The following is a 17,415-nucleotide window of genomic DNA, read 5'->3' as shown; positions in this document are numbered from 1 at the left end:
CACTGCCAATCCGAAGAGAATCGATGTGAAAGTACTGACTGTATTTGGCACGCGACCGGAGGCCATAAAAATGGCACCTCTGGTTCATGCGCTGGCAAAAGATCCTGATTTTGAGGCAAAAGTTTGCGTCACGGCGCAGCATCGGGAGATGCTCGATCAGGTGTTGAACCTCTTTTCCATTGTACCTGACTACGATCTCAATATTATGCAGCCAGGTCAGGGACTAACAGAAATTACCTGCCGAATACTGGAAGGATTAAAGCCAATTCTGGCTGATTTTAAACCTGACGTTGTGTTAGTTCACGGCGATACCACAACCACCATTGCTACTAGCCTGGCCGCGTTCTATCAGCGCATCCCGGTAGGGCATGTGGAGGCAGGCTTACGTACAGGCGATCTCTACTCTCCCTGGCCGGAAGAGGCGAACCGTACGCTGACCGGGCATCTGGCGATGTATCATTTTGCACCAACAGAAAACTCGCGCCAAAACCTGTTACGAGAAAACATTTCTGATAGTCGAATCTTCGTTACAGGTAATACGGTTATTGATGCGTTGATCTGGGTACGCGATCGCGTACTGGCGAGCGATGCATTGCGAGCTGAACTGGCAGAGCATTACCCATTCCTGAGCTCGGATAAAAAGATGATACTGGTGACCGGTCATCGTCGGGAAAGCTTCGGTCGCGGTTTTGAACACATTTGCCATGCGTTGGCGGAAATTGCTGCGGCCAATCAGAACGTACAGATTGTCTATCCGGTGCACCTGAATCCTAACGTCAGCGAACCGGTTAATCGCATTCTGGGTCACGTTGAAAACGTCATCCTGATTGAACCGCAGGATTACATGCCGTTTGTCTGGCTGATGAATCACGCCTGGCTGATCCTTACCGACTCTGGCGGGATTCAGGAAGAAGCCCCATCTCTGGGGAAACCCGTACTGGTGATGCGCGAAACGACGGAACGTCCGGAAGCGATTACTGCAGGCACAGTACGTCTGGTAGGGACCGACCCGCAGCGTATTGTCGAAGAAGTCACGCGTTTGCTGCATGACGACAATGAATATCAGACCATGAGCCGCGCCCATAATCCGTATGGTGACGGGCAGGCATGTGGCCGCATTTTACACGCGTTAAAAAATAATCGGATATCGCTATGAGTTTTACGACCATTTCTGTCATTGGGCTGGGTTATATCGGACTGCCGACGGCGGCTGCCTTTGCTTCCCGTCAAAAGCATGTGATTGGCGTAGATGTAAATCAACACGCGGTGGATACCATTAATCGCGGTGAAATTCATATCGTTGAGCCAGATTTGGGCGCAGTGGTGAAAACGGCGGTCGAAAATGGATTTCTGCGTGCGACCACAACCCCTGTAGATGCGGATGCCTATCTGATTGCTGTGCCTACTCCGTTTAAGGGGGAGCACGAACCCGATATGGTTTATGTGGAAGCCGCAGCCAAGTCTCTTGCACCGGTGCTGAAAAAAGGCGCGTTGGTGATCCTTGAATCGACGTCGCCTGTCGGGGCCACTGAACAGATGGCCACATGGCTGGCTGAAATGCGTCCTGACCTGACTTTCCCGCAGCAAGTCGGTGAACACGCGGACGTTAACATTGCTTATTGCCCAGAGCGCGTGCTGCCGGGCCAGGTGATGGTTGAACTGATTAAAAACGACCGCGTGATTGGGGGAATGACCTCCGTCTGTTCCGCGCGTGCTAGCGAACTGTACAACATTTTCCTTGAGGGCGAATGTGTCGTGACCAACGCCCGTACGGCGGAAATGTGCAAACTGACTGAAAATAGCTTCCGTGACGTCAATATCGCCTTCGCCAATGAGCTGTCGCTGATTTGCGCCGATCAGGGGATCAACGTCTGGGAACTGATTCGACTGGCAAATCGCCATCCGCGCGTGAATATTTTGCAGCCGGGTCCGGGGGTTGGCGGGCACTGTATCGCGGTTGATCCGTGGTTTATCGTGGCGCAGAACCCGCAGCAGGCGAAATTGATTCGCACCGCGCGTGAGGTAAACGACGGTAAACCTCATTGGGTGGTTGATCAGGTAAAAGCTGCCGTGGCCGACTGTCTGGCGGATACCAATAAACGGGCCAGCGAAGTGAAAATTGCCTGTTTTGGTCTGGCATTTAAACCGAATATTGATGACTTACGTGAAAGCCCGGCGATGGGAATTGCGCAAAGCATCGCGCATTGGCACAAAGGTGAAACATTGGTAGTGGAACCGAACATCCATCAACTGCCGAAAAAACTGGACGGTCTGTGCCAACTGGCAGCGCTGGACGATGCCCTGGCTAGCGCCGATGTGCTGGTCTTGCTGGTCGACCATAATGAATTTAAAGCCATTAAAGGCGATGCGGTTCACCAGCAATATATCGTTGATACCAAAGGGGTCTGGCGCTAATGAAACGAATTCTGGTTACCGGTGGAGCGGGATTCATCGGCTCGGCGGTTGTACGGCATATCATTCAGGAGACTCAGGATGCGGCAATTGTGGTCGATAAGCTGACCTATGCCGGAAACCTGATGTCGTTGGAGCCGGTTGCACAGAATCCTCGTTTTACCTTTGAGAAAGTCGATATCTGCGATCGAGCTTCGCTCGACAGGGTGTTTCAACACTATCAGCCGGACTGCGTGATGCATCTGGCGGCAGAAAGCCACGTCGATCGCTCAATTGATGGTCCGGCCGCCTTTATCGAAACGAACATCGTGGGAACCTACATGCTGTTGGAAGCGGCGCGCGCTTACTGGAGTGATTTAACCAGCGAGAAAAAATCAGCGTTTCGTTTCCACCATATCTCGACTGACGAGGTGTATGGCGACCTGCATTCTACGGATGATTTCTTCACTGAAACCACACCGTATGCACCGAGCAGCCCTTATTCCGCGTCGAAAGCCAGCAGCGATCATCTGGTTCGTGCCTGGCTGCGTACCTACGGTCTGCCAACGCTGATAACCAACTGTTCTAACAACTATGGTCCGTACCATTTCCCGGAAAAACTGATTCCGCTGATGATCCTCAACGCATTGGCGGGGAAGCCGTTGCCGGTTTACGGCAATGGGCAACAGATCCGTGACTGGTTGTATGTAGAAGATCACGCCAGGGCGCTCTATTGTGTGGCGAGAACGGGCGCGGTGGGAGAAACCTATAATATCGGTGGCCATAACGAGCGTAAAAACCTGGAAGTTGTCGAAACGGTTTGCAGCCTGTTGGAAGAGCTGGCACCGCAAAAGCCGCAGGGTATCGCGCAGTACCGCGACTTGATCGCTTTTGTGGACGATCGCCCGGGTCATGATTTGCGTTATGCCATTGACGCGTCGAAAATTGCGCGTGAACTAGGCTGGATGCCGCAAGAAACGTTTGAAAGCGGAATGCGCAAAACCGTGCAGTGGTATCTGGCTAATCAGGCATGGTGGAAACCCGTGCAGGACGGCAGTTACCAGGGCGAACGTTTAGGTCTGAAGGGCTAACAGCCTGGTTTTGGCTCCCGGAGGAGACAACGCATGAAAGGTATCATTCTGGCGGGTGGCTCAGGTACTCGCCTGTATCCCATTACGCGTGGCGTATCGAAGCAGCTATTGCCTATTTACGATAAGCCGATGATTTACTACCCGTTATCAGTATTGATGCTGGCGGGAATTCGCGAAATCCTGATTATCACTACACCGGAAGATAAAGGCTATTTCCAGCGCTTACTGGGCGATGGATCTGAGTTCGGCATTGAATTGCACTATGCTGAGCAACCCAGTCCGGATGGATTAGCACAGGCATTTATCATTGGTGAAACGTTCCTTAACGGTGAACCATCATGTCTGGTGTTAGGAGACAATATCTTCTTTGGTCAGGGATTCAGTCCAAAACTGCGTCACGTAGCCGCCAGAATGCAAGGCGCGACGGTGTTTGGTTACCAGGTGATGGATCCTGAACGTTTTGGTGTCGTGGAGTTTGACGACAATTTTCGAGCTATCTCGCTGGAAGAGAAGCCGAAAGCACCAAAATCCAACTGGGCAGTGACTGGTCTCTATTTCTATGACAGCAAGGTGGTGGAATATGCAAAACGCGTAAAACCTTCTGAGCGTGGGGAGCTGGAGATAACGTCTATTAACCAGATGTACCTTGATGATGGGCATTTGACGGTCGAATTGCTCGGGCGTGGTTTTGCCTGGCTGGATACCGGTACGCACGACAGTCTTATCGAAGCGAGCACGTTTGTGCAGACGGTGGAAAAACGTCAGGGCTTTAAAATAGCCTGTCTGGAAGAAATCGCCTGGCGTAACGGTTGGCTGGATGACGAAGGCGTGAAGCGTGCTGCCAGTTCACTGGCCAAAACGGGTTATGGTCAATACCTGCTGGAGCTGCTCCGTGCTCGTCCGCGCCAGTATTGAGCCGCTTAGCTGGGAAAATACGTTCTTTGGCGTGAATAGCGCCATTGTGCGTTTTGACCAACACGCGCCGGTTCTGACTGCGGATGTGTTGCAGCCCTGGTCGCGGGTACAGGCAAAAATTCCTGCCGCCAATATCCATGAATTAGACGCCCTGCAACAGTTGGGCTTCTCACTGGTTGAAGGTGAAGTGGATTTCGTAATGCCAGTGATGTGTGTCAGCGACGACCCCGGTGCGCAGGTCGCACAAACTACGGATATCCCGGCATTACGCCAATTGGCAGGACAGGCGTTCGCGCAAAGTCGTTTTCGCGCCCCGTGGTATGCCGCAGATGCCAGCGCGCGTTTTTACGCGCAGTGGATTGAAAACGCGGTGCTGGGGACGTTCGATCATCAATGCCTCGTTTTTCGTACACCGGCTGGTGATATTCGTGGCTATGTCTCGTTGCGTGAACTGAATGCGACCGAGGCGCGAATTGGCCTGCTGGCCGGGCGTGGGGCGGGAGCAGAACTGATGCAGGCTGCCCTTTGCTGGGCGCAGGCTCGCGGTAAAACAACATTGCGCGTGGCGACCCAAATGGGCAATACCGCCGCGCTTAAACGTTATATACACAGTGGTGCGAATGTGGAAAGCACCGCGTATTGGTTATACAGGTGACACGATGATTCCATTTAACGCACCGCCGGTGGTGGGCACTGAACTCGATTACATGCAGTCTGCGATGAACAGCGGCAAGCTGTGTGGCGACGGTGGTTTTACCCGTCGCTGCCAACAGTGGCTGGAACAGCATTTTGGCAGCGAGAAAGTATTGCTGACGCCTTCCTGCACCGCATCGCTTGAGATGGCGGCATTGCTGCTGGATATCCAGCCTGACGATGAAGTCATTATGCCGAGCTATACGTTTGTTTCCACGGCCAATGCTTTCGTGCTGCGCGGTGCGAAAATTGTCTTTGTTGATATCCGCCCGGATACCATGAACATTGACGAAACGCTGATTGAAGCGGCGATCACCGACAAGACCCGCGCTATCGTTCCGGTGCATTACGCGGGCGTAGCCTGTGAAATGGATACCATCATGGCGCTGGCGACCAAACATAACCTGTTTGTCGTGGAAGATGCGGCCCAGGGCGTCATGTCGACTTACAAAGGTCGGGCGCTGGGGACGATTGGTCACATCGGTTGCTTTAGCTTCCATGAGACCAAAAACTATACCGCAGGCGGTGAAGGTGGTGCGACGCTGATTAATGATAAAAAATTAGTCGAACGTGCAGAGATCATCCGTGAAAAAGGAACTAACCGCAGCCAGTTTTTCCGCGGTCAGGTGGATAAGTATACCTGGCGTGATATTGGCTCCAGCTATCTGATGTCCGATCTGCAGGCTGCCTATCTGTGGGCGCAACTGGAAGCGGCTGACCGTATTAACCAGCAGCGTCTGGCGCTGTGGCAGAACTACTATGATGCTCTCGAACCGCTGGCGCGTGCCGGACGTATCGAGCTACCTTCTGTCCCGGACGGCTGCGTGCAAAACGCCCATATGTTTTATATCAAGCTGCGCGATATCGACGATCGCACGGCGTTGATTAACTTCTTGAAAGAAGCTGAAATTATGGCGGTGTTCCACTATATCCCGCTACATGATTGTCCGGCTGGCGATAAATTCGGCGTATTTGCCGGTGTTGATCGTTTCACCACTAAAGAGAGCGAGCGTCTGCTGCGCTTGCCGCTGTTTTACAACCTGTCGCCAGTAAACCAGCGAACGGTCATTTCGACCTTACTCAACTACTTCGCCTGATATGTCGCTTGCTAAAGCGTCCTTATGGACGGCAGCCAGTACGCTGGTAAAAATTGGTGCAGGATTGCTGGTCGTGAAGCTGCTGGCGGTGTCGTTTGGCCCGGCAGGTGTGGGGCAGGCGGGTAACTTCCGCCAGATGGTCACCGTGCTTGGTGTCCTGGCGGGGGCCGGCATTTTCAACGGCGTCACGAAATATGTTGCGCAGCACCATGACGATCCGACCCAGCTCCGTAAGGTAGTCGGTACATCTTCCGCGATGGTGCTGGGATTCTCTACGCTGATGGCGGTGATTTTTCTGCTGGCGGCCGCGCCAATCAGTCAGGGATTGTTTGGCCATACTCATTATCAGGGGCTGGTAAGACTGGTTGCGCTGGTGCAGATGGGTATTGCCTGGGCGAACCTGCTGCTGGCGTTGATGAAGGGCTTTCGCGATGCGGCGGGTAACGCGCTGTCGCTGATTGTGGGTAGCCTGGTGGGCGTAGTGGCTTATTATGGCTGTTATCGCCTGGGAGGGTATGAAGGCGCTTTGCTGGGTCTGGCGTTAGTGCCCGCGTTGGTCGTTATCCCCGCCGCTATTATGCTGATTAAGCGTGGGGCAATTCCCCTGCATTACCTGAAACCCTCGTGGGATAACGGTCTGGCTGGACAGCTAAGCAAGTTTACCCTGATGGCGCTGATTACGTCCGTAACGCTGCCTGTGGCATACGTGATGATGCGAAACCTGCTGGCGGCGCAGTACAGTTGGGATGATGTGGGGATTTGGCAGGGAGTAAGCAGTATCTCTGATGCTTATCTGCAATTCATTACCGCCTCATTCAGCGTTTACTTGCTTCCGACGTTGTCTCGACTGACCGAAAAGCGCGACATTACGCGCGAGGTGGTTAAGTCGCTGAAGTTCGTGTTACCGGCGGTTGCCGCTGCGAGCTTTACTGTTTGGTTGCTGCGTGATTTTGCGATCTGGCTGCTTTTCTCCGCAAAATTCACCGCCATGCGCGATCTGTTTGCCTGGCAACTGGTCGGCGATGTACTGAAAGTAGGGGCGTATGTCTTTGGGTATCTGGTGATCGCGAAAGCATCGCTGCGGTTTTATATTTTGGCTGAAATTAGCCAGTTCATGTTATTGACGGTGTTTGCTCACTGGCTGATCCCTGCACACGGTGCGCTGGGAGCGGCACAGGCTTATATGGCAACGTACATCGTCTATTTTTCTCTTTGTTGTGGCGTGTTTTTACTCTGGCGTAGGCGGGCATGACTGTACTGATTCACGTTCTGGGATCGGATATCCCTCACCATAACCAAACCGTGCTGCGGTTTTTCAACGACTCGCTGGCTGCGACGAGCGAGCATGCGCGCACGTTTATGGTTGCCGGTCAGGATGCGGGACTCAGTGAGAGCTGCCCGGCGTTATCGCTAAGCTTCTACAGCGGGAAAAAGGCGCTTGCTGACGCTGTGATCGCGAAAGCAAAAGCGGATCGCCAGCAGCGTTTCTTCTTCCACGGTCAGTTCAACACCAGCCTGTGGCTGGCGCTGCTGAGTGGCGGGATTAAACCGGCGCAGTTTTACTGGCATATCTGGGGCGCTGATTTATACGAAGTCTCCAGTGGGCTGAAATTCCGCCTGTTTTACCCGGTTCGCCGCATGGCGCAGAATCGTGTGGGCTGCGTGTTTGCCACACGGGGCGATTTACGTTATTTCGCCGAGCAACATCCCCGTGTGCGGGGTGAGTTGCTCTATTTCCCAACGCGAATGGACCCTTCACTCAATAACATGAGCAATGATTGCCAGCGCAGCGGCAAGATGACGGTGCTGGTTGGCAACTCTGGCGATCGCAGCAATGAGCATGTTGCCGCGCTTCGCGCCGTCCATCAGCAGTTTGGCGACACGGTGAATGTGATTGTGCCGATGGGTTATCCCGCCAATAATACGGCCTATATCGATGAGGTTCGTCAGGCCGGTCTGGCGTTATTTAGCTCTGACAATCTGCAAATTTTGAGTGAAAAGCTGGAATTTGATGCCTATCTAACATTATTGCGGCAGTGTGATTTGGGTTACTTTATTTTTGCCCGTCAACAGGGAATCGGTACCCTGTGTTTGCTGATCCAGGCGGGTATCCCATGCGTGCTCAACCGTGAAAATCCCTTCTGGCAGGATATGGTGGAACAAAATCTTCCGGTGTTATTTACCACTGATGATCTCAATGAAGGCGTCGTACGTGAAGCGCAGCGCCAGTTGGCATCGGTAGATAAAAATACTATTACCTTCTTTAGCCCGAATTATCTGCAGCCGTGGCACAACGCGCTGCGCATTGCTTCAGGAGAAACCGTATGAGCCTGATGCAATTCAGCGGTCTTCTGGTGGTCTGGCTGCTCTCCACCTTGTTTATCGCCACACTGACCTGGTTTGAGTTCCGCCGCGTGCGTTTTAACTTCAATGTTTTCTTCTCATTGTTGTTCTTGCTGACGTTCTTCTTCGGATTCCCGTTAACCAGCATCCTGGTGTTCCGCTTTGATGTGGCAGTGGCTCCGCCGGAGATCCTTCTACAGGCCTTGCTGTCAGCCGCCTGTTTCTATGCCGTCTACTACGTGACGTATAAAACGCGCTTGCGCAAACGAGTAGATGATAAGCCGCGCAGGCCGCTGTTTACCATCAATCGCGTTGAAGCCCATTTGACCTGGGTTATCCTGATGGCGATTGCGCTGGTGAGCGTGGGCATCTTCTTTATGCACAACGGATTCCTGCTGTTCAGACTGCAATCCTATAGCCAGATTTTTTCCAGTGAAGTCTCTGGCGTCGCTCTGAAGCGTTTCTTCTACTTCTTCATTCCGGCAATGCTGGTGGTTTATTTCTTACGTCAGGACAGCAAAGCGTGGGTGTTCTTCCTGGTGAGTACCGTCGCGTTTGGTTTGCTGACCTATATGATTGTGGGTGGGACGCGGGCCAATATCATTATCGCGTTTGCCATCTTCTTGTTTATCGGCATTATTCGCGGCTGGATTTCGCTGTGGATGTTGGCCGCTGCAGGCGTGTTGGGCATTGTCGGGATGTTCTGGCTGGCGTTGAAGCGCTACGGAATGAGCGTTAGCGGCGATGAGGCGTTCTATACGTTCCTGTACCTTACGCGCGACACCTTCTCGCCGTGGGAGAACCTGGCGCTGTTGTTGCAGAATTACCACAATATTGAGTTCCAGGGGCTGGCGCCGATCGTCCGTGACTTCTACGTCTTTATCCCCTCCTGGCTGTGGCCTGGGCGGCCGAGTATTGTACTCAACTCAGCGAACTACTTTACCTGGGAAGTGTTGAACAACCACTCAGGACTGGCGATTTCGCCGACGTTAATTGGTTCACTGGTGGTGATGGGCGGGGCGCTGTTTATACCATTAGGCGCGATTGTTGTTGGGCTCATCATCAAGTGGTTCGACTGGCTGTATGAGCTAGGTAACCGAGAAACCAATCGATATAAGGCGGCGATTTTGCACAGTTTCTGTTTTGGCGCCATTTTCAATATGATTGTGTTGGCACGTGAAGGGCTGGATTCGTTTGTCTCACGAGTGGTCTTTTTCCTCGTGATTTTCGGCGTTTGCCTACTGGTGGCAAAACTGCTGTTCTGGCTATTCGATAGCGCGGGACTCATCCATAAACGAATCAAATCGCTGCCCCGTACACAGATTGAAGGATCGTAATGACAGATAACACAACTGCGCCGCTGTATTCGTTGCGCGGATTACAACTGATTGGCTGGCGCGATATGCAACATGCGCTGAATTACCTGTTTGCCGAAGGACACCTCAGGTCAGGAACGCTGGTGGCTATCAACGCTGAGAAGATGCTGACAGCAGAAGATAACCCTGAAGTGAGGGAGCTGATCAACGCCGCGGAGTTCAAATATGCGGATGGAATTAGCGTGGTGCGTTCGGTGCGCAAAAAATTCCCGCAGGCACAGGTTTCACGCGTGGCCGGAGCTGACCTTTGGGAAGCGCTGATGGCGCGAGCCGGGCAAAACGGAACGCCTGTTTTCCTGGTTGGTGGCAAGCCTGAAGTTCTGGCGCAAACAGAAGCAAAACTACGTGCGCAGTGGCGCGTGAACATTGTGGGTAGTCAGGACGGTTATTTTGCCCCAGAGCAGCGTCAGGCGTTGTTTGAGCGTATTCACGCCAGCGGTGCGCAAATTGTGACGGTGGCGATGGGTTCGCCAAAACAAGAGATCTTTATGCGTGATTGCCGCAAGACTCACCCTGACGCGCTGTATATGGGCGTGGGAGGTACCTACGACGTCTTTACCGGTCACGTTAAGCGCGCACCTAAAATCTGGCAAAATCTGGGGCTGGAGTGGCTGTATCGCTTATTGTCGCAGCCGAGCCGTATTACTCGACAACTTCGCTTATTACGCTATCTCCGCTGGCACTATACCGGCAACCTCTGACGCCCTCTCTCCTCTGGTAAGTAGCGTGATCTGCTAATTACGCTACTTATTCACAACATTATCGCTGCTTTCTCGCACAATCTATTTATTTTTTGAATGCTTTAATTGCCATTTAAGCGATTTTAGGAAACCATTCGCAACAATCATTGCAGTGCCATGGTGTGTTTGGCGCCAACCGTTAAGCGGTCGGTGCCGTATGGCCTGTTATGGCATAACAAGATGTACCCATAACGAGAACCGGTAATACCGGGCAGCATGCAAACACAACAAGAGGATTTATGGCCGAGAACAAACCTGAGCTACAGCGTGGGCTGGAGGCTCGTCACATCGAATTAATTGCCCTTGGGGGCACTATTGGCGTTGGGCTATTTATGGGGGCCGCCAGTACCCTTAAATGGGCGGGACCTTCGGTTCTGCTGGCGTATATCGTCGCCGGGCTGTTCGTCTTTTTCATCATGCGTTCTATGGGGGAGATGTTATTCCTCGAGCCGGTTGCCGGTTCATTCGCTGTTTACGCCCACCGTTATATGAGCCCCTTCTTTGGCTATCTTACCGCCTGGTCATACTGGTTTATGTGGATGGCGGTGGGGATCTCAGAGATTACCGCCATCGGGGTGTACGTACAGTTCTGGTTCCCGGAAATGGCACAATGGATACCCGCACTGATCGCAGTCGGACTGGTTGCGTTGGCAAACCTCGCTGCGGTTCGCCTGTATGGTGAAATTGAGTTCTGGTTTGCCATGATCAAAGTGACCACCATCATTGTGATGATCGTCATTGGGGTTGGGGTGATTTTCTTCGGCTTCGGCAATGGCGGCCAGGCGATTGGTTTTGGCAACCTGACCGAGCACGGTGGCTTCTTTGCTGGGGGCTGGAAGGGCTTCCTGACGGCATTGTGTATTGTTGTGGCGTCTTACCAGGGCGTGGAGCTGATCGGCATCACTGCAGGGGAAGCGAAGAATCCACAGGTCACGCTGCGTAGCGCGGTGGGTAAAGTGTTGTGGCGCATTCTGATTTTCTACGTTGGTGCGATTTTTGTCATCGTCACTATTTTCCCGTGGAATGAGATTGGCAGCAACGGTAGCCCGTTTGTGCTCACCTTTGCCAAGATTGGTATTACTGCTGCGGCAGGGATTATTAACTTTGTGGTGCTGACGGCGGCGCTGTCTGGCTGTAACAGCGGCATGTACAGCTGTGGGCGTATGCTCTACGCGCTGGCAAAGAATCGCCAGCTTCCTGCCGTTGTTGGAAAAGTATCACGCCATGGCGTGCCGGTTGCCGGAGTGGCTATTTCTATCGCGATCCTGCTGATTGGCTCATGCCTGAACTACATCATTCCTAACCCGCAGCGCGTGTTTGTTTATGTCTATAGTGCCAGCGTGTTGCCGGGGATGGTGCCGTGGTTTGTGATCCTGATAAGCCAGTTGCGTTTCCGTCAGGCGCATAAAGCGGCGATTGCCAGTCATCCATTCCGCTCCATTCTGTTCCCGTGGGCGAATTATTTGACGATGGCGTTCCTGATTTGCGTATTAATTGGCATGTACTTTAATGAAGATACCCGAATGTCGCTTTTTGTTGGCATGGGTTTCTTACTGGCCGTGACGCTCATTTATAAGGTTTTTGGTCTGAATCGTCATGGCACAGCCCATAAATTGCGGGAATAAGCGACAAAACGCACAAACCATGACCAAACGATAATTTATTTTAAAAAAGCACTAGACAGAAGACCGAGACCTCCGTAATATCCAGCCCCGCAACGGCGCTAAGCGCCCGTAGCTCAGCTGGATAGAGCGCTGCCCTCCGGAGGCAGAGGTCTCAGGTTCGAATCCTGTCGGGCGCACCATTTAGTAGGGTGCCAGAGCTGCGGTGGTTTTAATACCGCGTAAAAGATTTGCAGTGGTGGCTATAGCTCAGTTGGTAGAGCCCTGGATTGTGATTCCAGTTGTCGTGGGTTCGAATCCCATTAGCCACCCCATTAATTTAAAGTTGTGAAATGCGAAGGTGGCGGAATTGGTAGACGCGCTAGCTTCAGGTGTTAGTGTCCTTAGGATGTGGGGGTTCGAGTCCCCCCCCTCGCACCACGACTTAAAGAATTGAACTAAAAATTCAAAAAGCAGTAAAACGGCGAGTAGCGCAGCTTGGTAGCGCAACTGGTTTGGGACCAGTGGGTCGGAGGTTCGAATCCTCTCTCGCCGACCAATTTTGAACCCCGCTTCGGCGGGGTTTTTTGTTTTCAGATTTTCCCTTCTTAGCCTTCACACCTGCGAATTTCCTGAAGTCTTAAAAAGTCCGAATACCTGGTTTTTGCAGTGCAATCGTGGCATGCGTTGTGCAATAATATGCGGGTAGATGCTCATTCCATCTCTTATGTTCGCCATCTGGCCTCATAAACTCAGGAATGATGCAGAGCCGTTTACGGTGCTTATCGTCCACAGACAGATGTCGCTCAAGCCTCATCAAACACCATGGACATAACGTTGAGTGAAGCACCCATTTATGTTGTCATACAGACCTGTTTAACGCCTGCTCCTTACCGAGCGGGCGTTTTTTTATGCATAAACAAAATCCTTCGAGCGACTTCTCGAAGGATTTTGTTTATACGATTGAAAAATATGTAGGCCCGGTAAGCGAAAGCGCCACCGGGCATTCAGGAGTTACTGCGGGGGATTGTTGTTCTGCAGCGTCAACATCAGGCCATCGCGGCGCATGGTGGCGGCTTCTTCCGGCTGGTGCAGTCTGTCCAGCGCGTCAGCAAGCCAGGCGTAGTCATAGGCATCCGGGCGCTGTTTGAGAGCGGCACGGAAGGCGAGCGTAGCTTCCTGCCATTCCCCATGCTTCATTAACGACTGACCCAGCGTACTCCACAGCAACGGGCGATCGCCCACGGCTTTAATCTGCTGGCGCAGCACTTTTTCTATCTGTTCCGGATTATTGGTTTTCAGACGCGGGATCGGCAGCACCAGGCGGTCATCGTACTGACGTTTCAAACCATCAATGATGACCTGCTGCGCCGTATCGTGATCGTCACACTCAATCAGATGTTCAGCCATCGCTACCTGCAAAGCAACCTGATGACGGGTTTTACGGCTCTGGTTTTTCCACCATGCACGCAGCCCCTCGCTGCCCTGATCGGCGCGGACCTGATCCATCAAACCAACCCATGCCTGTTGTTCCAGCATGGCGCGGTGCTCGTCATCACCCACATGCGCTTTTGCCATGGATGGGATGATATCCAGCAAGGAGCTCCATGCGCCGGTGCGAATGTAAGCCTGCTCAGCCAGACGCAGTACTTCCGGATGACGTGGCGTCACTTCCAGCAGTTTGTCTACGCTGTGGCGTGCGGCGTGATTTTCGTTGCGCGCCAGTTGCAGGCGAACGCGAGCGATTTCTACCGGGATCGTATCATTTCCGGCCAGTTCGGCAGCACGCTCAAGGTGTTGGTTGGCGCGCGCTTCGTCACCGCGCTGCTGAGCCGCTTCTGCCGCCAGCAGGTAATTCACTACCGGCTGTTCTGCATGATCGGCATTTTTCGACATCAGCTTCTCAACCTGCTGATAGTCACCTTCTGCCAGTTTGAGCAGCGCCTGTTCGGTCTGCTTACGGGCGCGACGACGCTTACGACCCACAAACCACCCACGGGTATGTGCGCCGGTGCGGAAAATTCGGCGCAACAGCCATTCAATCGCAAACAGGACGACCATGGCGACGATCAGGATGATCACCAGGCCCGTCACGCTGGTTTCGATATTGTAGTTATCCGTCTGGATCAGCACGTAACCCTGATGACCGGCTATCATCGGACCGACGACGATCCCGGCGATCAACAGCACAAAGAGCAACAATACTTTTAGCATCATTATTCTCCTTGCGGCGCGGTTGCCGGAGCGTCTGTCGAAGGCGCTGGCGCTGCTGCTACCGGTGCTGTGGCAGGCTGCGCCAGTAAATTACGTACGCGGGTCTGCATTAACTTGTCGAGAATAGCCTGGCTCTGCAGCGTTTCTGGAACATCCATACTGATGCTTTGCTGGCTCAGTTGGTCTACTTCTTCAAGGAACGCTTTGGTCGCTGCATCGTCGGTGTCGTAGTAAGCACGCACCCATGTGGAGACATTTTCCAGCGCCTGGCGGTATGTCTCTTCCTGATGACGCGGCACGGCTTGAGCAGCCACTAACAGGCGGGAACGGATATTTTCACGTAAGTAAACGTCCTGGTTCGGCGCCAGCAGCGGGACGGCGGTTTCATCACGACGGCGAATAGTGATAAAGCTGTCCATAAAGTTCTGCCAGCTTTTTTGCAGATTGACGCGCCATTCGCTAATTGAGCTGGAAAGCTCGCTGCTGTCTGAGTCCATTGGAGAATCGTCGGTGTCGTTGTCGGCCAGACGCAGGTTATCAATCTGATTAGAGAGCTGATTCACTTTCAGGATAATGCCGTCATAGTCGACCTGAGTCACCGCGGAGAGGCTCGCAATGTCGTCAGTAATCGCGCGACGGGCGGTAATTAAGCTCGGGTCGTTCATATCTGCCAGACTGGCGTCGGCGCTTTTCAACAGCGCCGCGGCGGTAGTGACGTCCTGATCGCTCCATAATTTGCGACCGGCCAGTTTCACCAGAAAATCAGCCTGCGCCAGCAGCCATGTGCCAGCATCGCTGCCGGAGATGGTGGCGACTTTTTGCTGGACTTCATCAAGCTGTTTGACCAGCGCGGCCTGCTGGCGAGTGGCTTCATCCAGCTGCGTTGCCTGCTGTTTAATAATACCTTCCAGCTCAGCTTTTTGGCTTTCCTGCGCTTTTTGCAGTGCCGTCAGCTGGTTCGCCAGCGCATCGCTGGTTGCCGTTTGTGTTGTTGCCTGTTGTTTCCCCCAGCCGTATAACCCAACGCCTGCAGCCAGCGCAATAGCAATCGCCACAGCGCTCAGAATCAGCGCCGTGCTGTTCTTACTCTTTTTTTCAGTATTGACTGGCTGTGACGTGGTTTCCACGGCCTCCCTGGTCTCTTCAACCACGGCGGAGGATTTTTCTTGTTCCGTCATTATGGCATCCCATTATGAGAGTTATTGTAATGCGCGTAGTAGCGCATCGTTGTCGGCGTTATCAGCGACCTTAATATCTTGCCAGCCCAGTTCCCGGGCGAGGTGCGCCAGACGCTCACTGACGACCAACAGCCGACAGCGTAGTAACCAGTGCTCACGATACCACTGCGGAATGAGCGACCAGAGCTGTTGTAGCATCTCTCCGCTGGTGACAACCACCGTGGTTACGCCACGGGATTGCCAGCGCATCGCTTCTTCCGCACCATCGTAATGTTTTGCACTGCGTTGATAACATTCACAAAAATCGACATCGGCTCCGCGTGCCGTCAGGGTTTCACCTATCAGCTCCCGGCCACCGTTGCCGCGTAATATAAGCGCGCGTTTTCCCGCAATATTTTGTAATTCAGGTAATTGTAGCAAGACTTCGCTAATTTCCCGATCCAGAGGGTAGTGAATATTGAAGCCGCTAACAGTATGCAGCGCCAGCGCCGTTGTTCGACCAATGGCAAAATATCGCGGAAGGGATGGCCAGCTTTTCTCTTGCTGGCGAAGTTCGGCATCTGCAAAGGTAACGGCGTGCTGCGAGAGGGCGAAGACCAGATCGTTCTCCGTCAGCGCCGACAGTCGGGAAGCAACCGTTGCCAGTTCCCGACCAGGTGAAAACTCGATGAGCGGAAAACTCCAGGCCACCTGCCCCAGTGTGCGCAGACGGCTCACTAACTCTTCCCCAGCGGGAGACGGGCGGGTGACCAGAATACTCATGTGGGGGCTTCTCCGTTATAAACTTCCGCCAGAATGGCGCGCGCACCGTTCTCCAGCAGTTCTTCTGCCAGAGAGATACCCATCTGTTCGGCATCCTGTGTGGCGCCGCGACGTTCTCCGCATACCATCTGTGAACCGTCAGGCGCGCCGACCAGCGCACGTAGCCAAATCTCACCGTCGATGATTTCGGCATAGCTACCAATAGGTACCTGACATCCCCCTTCCAGGCGGGTGTTCATGGCGCGTTCTGCTTTGACGCGTAGCGCGGTCTCTTCATGGTTGAGCGGCGCTAACAGTGCCTGAGTGCGCATATCATCCAGTCGACATTCTATGCCTACTGCGCCTTGCCCGACAGCGGGCAGGGAGATTTCCGGCGGCAGAGCGGTGCGGACTCGCGACTCAAGACCTAAACGTTTTAATCCGGCGACCGCCAGAATAATGGCGTCATAATCGCCGTTATCCAGTTTGCTGAGGCGCGTGCCTACGTTGCCGCGCAGCGAACGGATGACGAGATCCGGGCGACGTTTTGCCAACTGGCACTGGCGGCGCAAACTGGATGTCCCGACGATGCTGCCTGCGGGGAGTTCATCCAGCGAGTTGTACTTATTTGAGACGAAAGCATCACGCGGATCCTCTCGCTCACAAATGGTGACCAGCCCAAGACCATCAGGGAATTCAACCGGCACATCCTTCATGGAATGCACAGCGATATCGGCGCGTTTTTCCAGCAGCGCGACTTCCAGCTCTTTAACAAACAACCCTTTTCCCCCGACCTTCGCCAGCGGGGTATCAAGGATCACATCGCCACGGGTTACCATAGGAACCAGCTCCACGATCAGACCGGGGTGGTTTGCCATTAAGGCGTCTTTGACATAATGTGCCTGCCAGAGCGCAAGGGGGCTTTGGCGTGTGGCAATTCTCAAAACATTGTCTAACATGCTTGTTACCGTCATTATCAATCATTGACCATCCTAACATCCTTATCAAAGGGATGTCAGCGTTACGCTCAAACGT

General features: G+C 53.3%; 15 protein-coding genes and 4 tRNA genes. 15 read left to right on the top strand and 4 right to left on the bottom strand.

Annotation, left to right across the window (positions count from 1 at the left end):
* Positions 1 to 25 precede the first annotated feature (25 nt).
* The 15 genes from wecB (at position 26) to OGY06_RS00735 (ending at position 12,806) form a co-directional block, all read left to right on the top strand.
* Positions 26 to 1,156, top strand: a complete 1,131-nt coding sequence (gene wecB / locus OGY06_RS00805; RefSeq protein ID WP_032934208.1) for a non-hydrolyzing UDP-N-acetylglucosamine 2-epimerase — start codon at positions 26 to 28, stop codon at positions 1,154 to 1,156.
* Positions 1,153 to 2,415 (top strand): UDP-N-acetyl-D-mannosamine dehydrogenase, encoded by a 1,263-nt coding sequence (gene wecC, locus OGY06_RS00800; protein WP_008787073.1) that lies wholly within the window; start codon positions 1,153 to 1,155, stop codon positions 2,413 to 2,415. Before wecB ends, wecC begins: the two co-directional genes overlap by 4 nt.
* Entirely contained in the window at positions 2,415 to 3,482 is a 1,068-nt protein-coding gene (gene rffG / locus OGY06_RS00795; RefSeq protein ID WP_240389539.1) for a dTDP-glucose 4,6-dehydratase, read from the top strand. Before wecC ends, rffG begins: the two co-directional genes overlap by 1 nt.
* A gap of 33 nt (positions 3,483 to 3,515) precedes the next feature.
* Positions 3,516 to 4,397 (top strand): glucose-1-phosphate thymidylyltransferase RfbA, encoded by an 882-nt coding sequence (gene rfbA, locus OGY06_RS00790; RefSeq protein WP_003828994.1) that lies wholly within the window; start codon positions 3,516 to 3,518, stop codon positions 4,395 to 4,397.
* On the top strand, positions 4,375 to 5,052 hold the full coding sequence (gene rffC / locus OGY06_RS00785) for a dTDP-4-amino-4,6-dideoxy-D-galactose acyltransferase (RefSeq protein ID WP_275146053.1): 678 nt from the start codon (positions 4,375 to 4,377) through the stop codon (positions 5,050 to 5,052). The genes rfbA and rffC overlap by 23 nt, the downstream gene beginning before the upstream one ends.
* Positions 5,053 to 5,056: 4 nt before the next feature.
* Entirely contained in the window at positions 5,057 to 6,187 is a 1,131-nt protein-coding gene (gene rffA / locus OGY06_RS00780) for a dTDP-4-amino-4,6-dideoxygalactose transaminase (protein ID WP_003828992.1), read from the top strand.
* Position 6,188: 1 nt separating this feature from the next.
* The gene (gene wzxE / locus OGY06_RS00775) at positions 6,189 to 7,439 is read left to right on the top strand and encodes a lipid III flippase WzxE (protein WP_126957725.1); all 1,251 of its coding nucleotides are present in this window, start codon (positions 6,189 to 6,191) and stop codon (positions 7,437 to 7,439) included.
* Entirely contained in the window at positions 7,436 to 8,515 is a 1,080-nt protein-coding gene (locus OGY06_RS00770; RefSeq protein WP_286604456.1) for a TDP-N-acetylfucosamine:lipid II N-acetylfucosaminyltransferase, read from the top strand. Before wzxE ends, OGY06_RS00770 begins: the two co-directional genes overlap by 4 nt.
* Positions 8,512 to 9,867, top strand: a complete 1,356-nt coding sequence (wzyE, locus tag OGY06_RS00765; RefSeq protein ID WP_020996101.1) for an ECA oligosaccharide polymerase — start codon at positions 8,512 to 8,514, stop codon at positions 9,865 to 9,867. Before OGY06_RS00770 ends, wzyE begins: the two co-directional genes overlap by 4 nt.
* Positions 9,867 to 10,607, top strand: a complete 741-nt coding sequence (gene wecG, locus OGY06_RS00760; protein WP_003828982.1) for a lipopolysaccharide N-acetylmannosaminouronosyltransferase — start codon at positions 9,867 to 9,869, stop codon at positions 10,605 to 10,607. The genes wzyE and wecG overlap by 1 nt, the downstream gene beginning before the upstream one ends.
* Positions 10,608 to 10,885: 278 nt before the next feature.
* Positions 10,886 to 12,271, top strand: a complete 1,386-nt coding sequence (gene thrP, locus OGY06_RS00755; protein ID WP_003828980.1) for a bifunctional threonine/serine APC transporter ThrP — start codon at positions 10,886 to 10,888, stop codon at positions 12,269 to 12,271.
* Between the two features lie 102 nt (positions 12,272 to 12,373).
* Positions 12,374 to 12,450 (top strand) — tRNA-Arg (locus tag OGY06_RS00750).
* Between the two features lie 56 nt (positions 12,451 to 12,506).
* Positions 12,507 to 12,582, top strand: a tRNA-His gene (locus tag OGY06_RS00745).
* A 20-nt stretch (positions 12,583 to 12,602) separates the two neighbouring features.
* Positions 12,603 to 12,688 (top strand) — tRNA-Leu (locus OGY06_RS00740).
* A gap of 41 nt (positions 12,689 to 12,729) precedes the next feature.
* Positions 12,730 to 12,806: transfer RNA gene (locus OGY06_RS00735), tRNA-Pro, on the top strand.
* 455 nt (positions 12,807 to 13,261) lie between these two features.
* Here the strand turns inward: OGY06_RS00735 and hemY are convergent.
* The 4 genes from hemY to hemC are packed head-to-tail and all read right to left on the bottom strand — an operon-like array spanning position 13,262 to position 17,339.
* Positions 13,262 to 14,461, bottom strand: a complete 1,200-nt coding sequence (gene hemY / locus OGY06_RS00730) for a protoheme IX biogenesis protein HemY (RefSeq protein WP_048215221.1) — start codon at positions 14,459 to 14,461, stop codon at positions 13,262 to 13,264.
* Between the two features lie 2 nt (positions 14,462 to 14,463).
* On the bottom strand, positions 14,464 to 15,639 hold the full coding sequence (hemX, locus tag OGY06_RS00725; protein WP_003828975.1) for a uroporphyrinogen-III C-methyltransferase: 1,176 nt from the start codon (positions 15,637 to 15,639) through the stop codon (positions 14,464 to 14,466).
* Positions 15,640 to 15,660: 21 nt separating this feature from the next.
* The gene (hemD, locus tag OGY06_RS00720; RefSeq protein ID WP_003828974.1) at positions 15,661 to 16,401 is read right to left on the bottom strand and encodes a uroporphyrinogen-III synthase; all 741 of its coding nucleotides are present in this window, start codon (positions 16,399 to 16,401) and stop codon (positions 15,661 to 15,663) included.
* Positions 16,398 to 17,339 (bottom strand): hydroxymethylbilane synthase, encoded by a 942-nt coding sequence (gene hemC / locus OGY06_RS00715; RefSeq protein WP_164563282.1) that lies wholly within the window; start codon positions 17,337 to 17,339, stop codon positions 16,398 to 16,400. The genes hemD and hemC overlap by 4 nt, the downstream gene beginning before the upstream one ends.
* Positions 17,340 to 17,415 lie beyond the last annotated feature (76 nt).

Origin of the sequence: Citrobacter sp. Cpo147, from assembly GCF_030332405.1 — a bacterium.
GTDB classification, from domain to species: Bacteria; Pseudomonadota; Gammaproteobacteria; order Enterobacterales; family Enterobacteriaceae; genus Citrobacter; species Citrobacter portucalensis.
The sequence above is the reverse complement of the archived record's forward strand: the minus strand, read 5'-3'. Positions and strand labels throughout refer to the sequence as shown.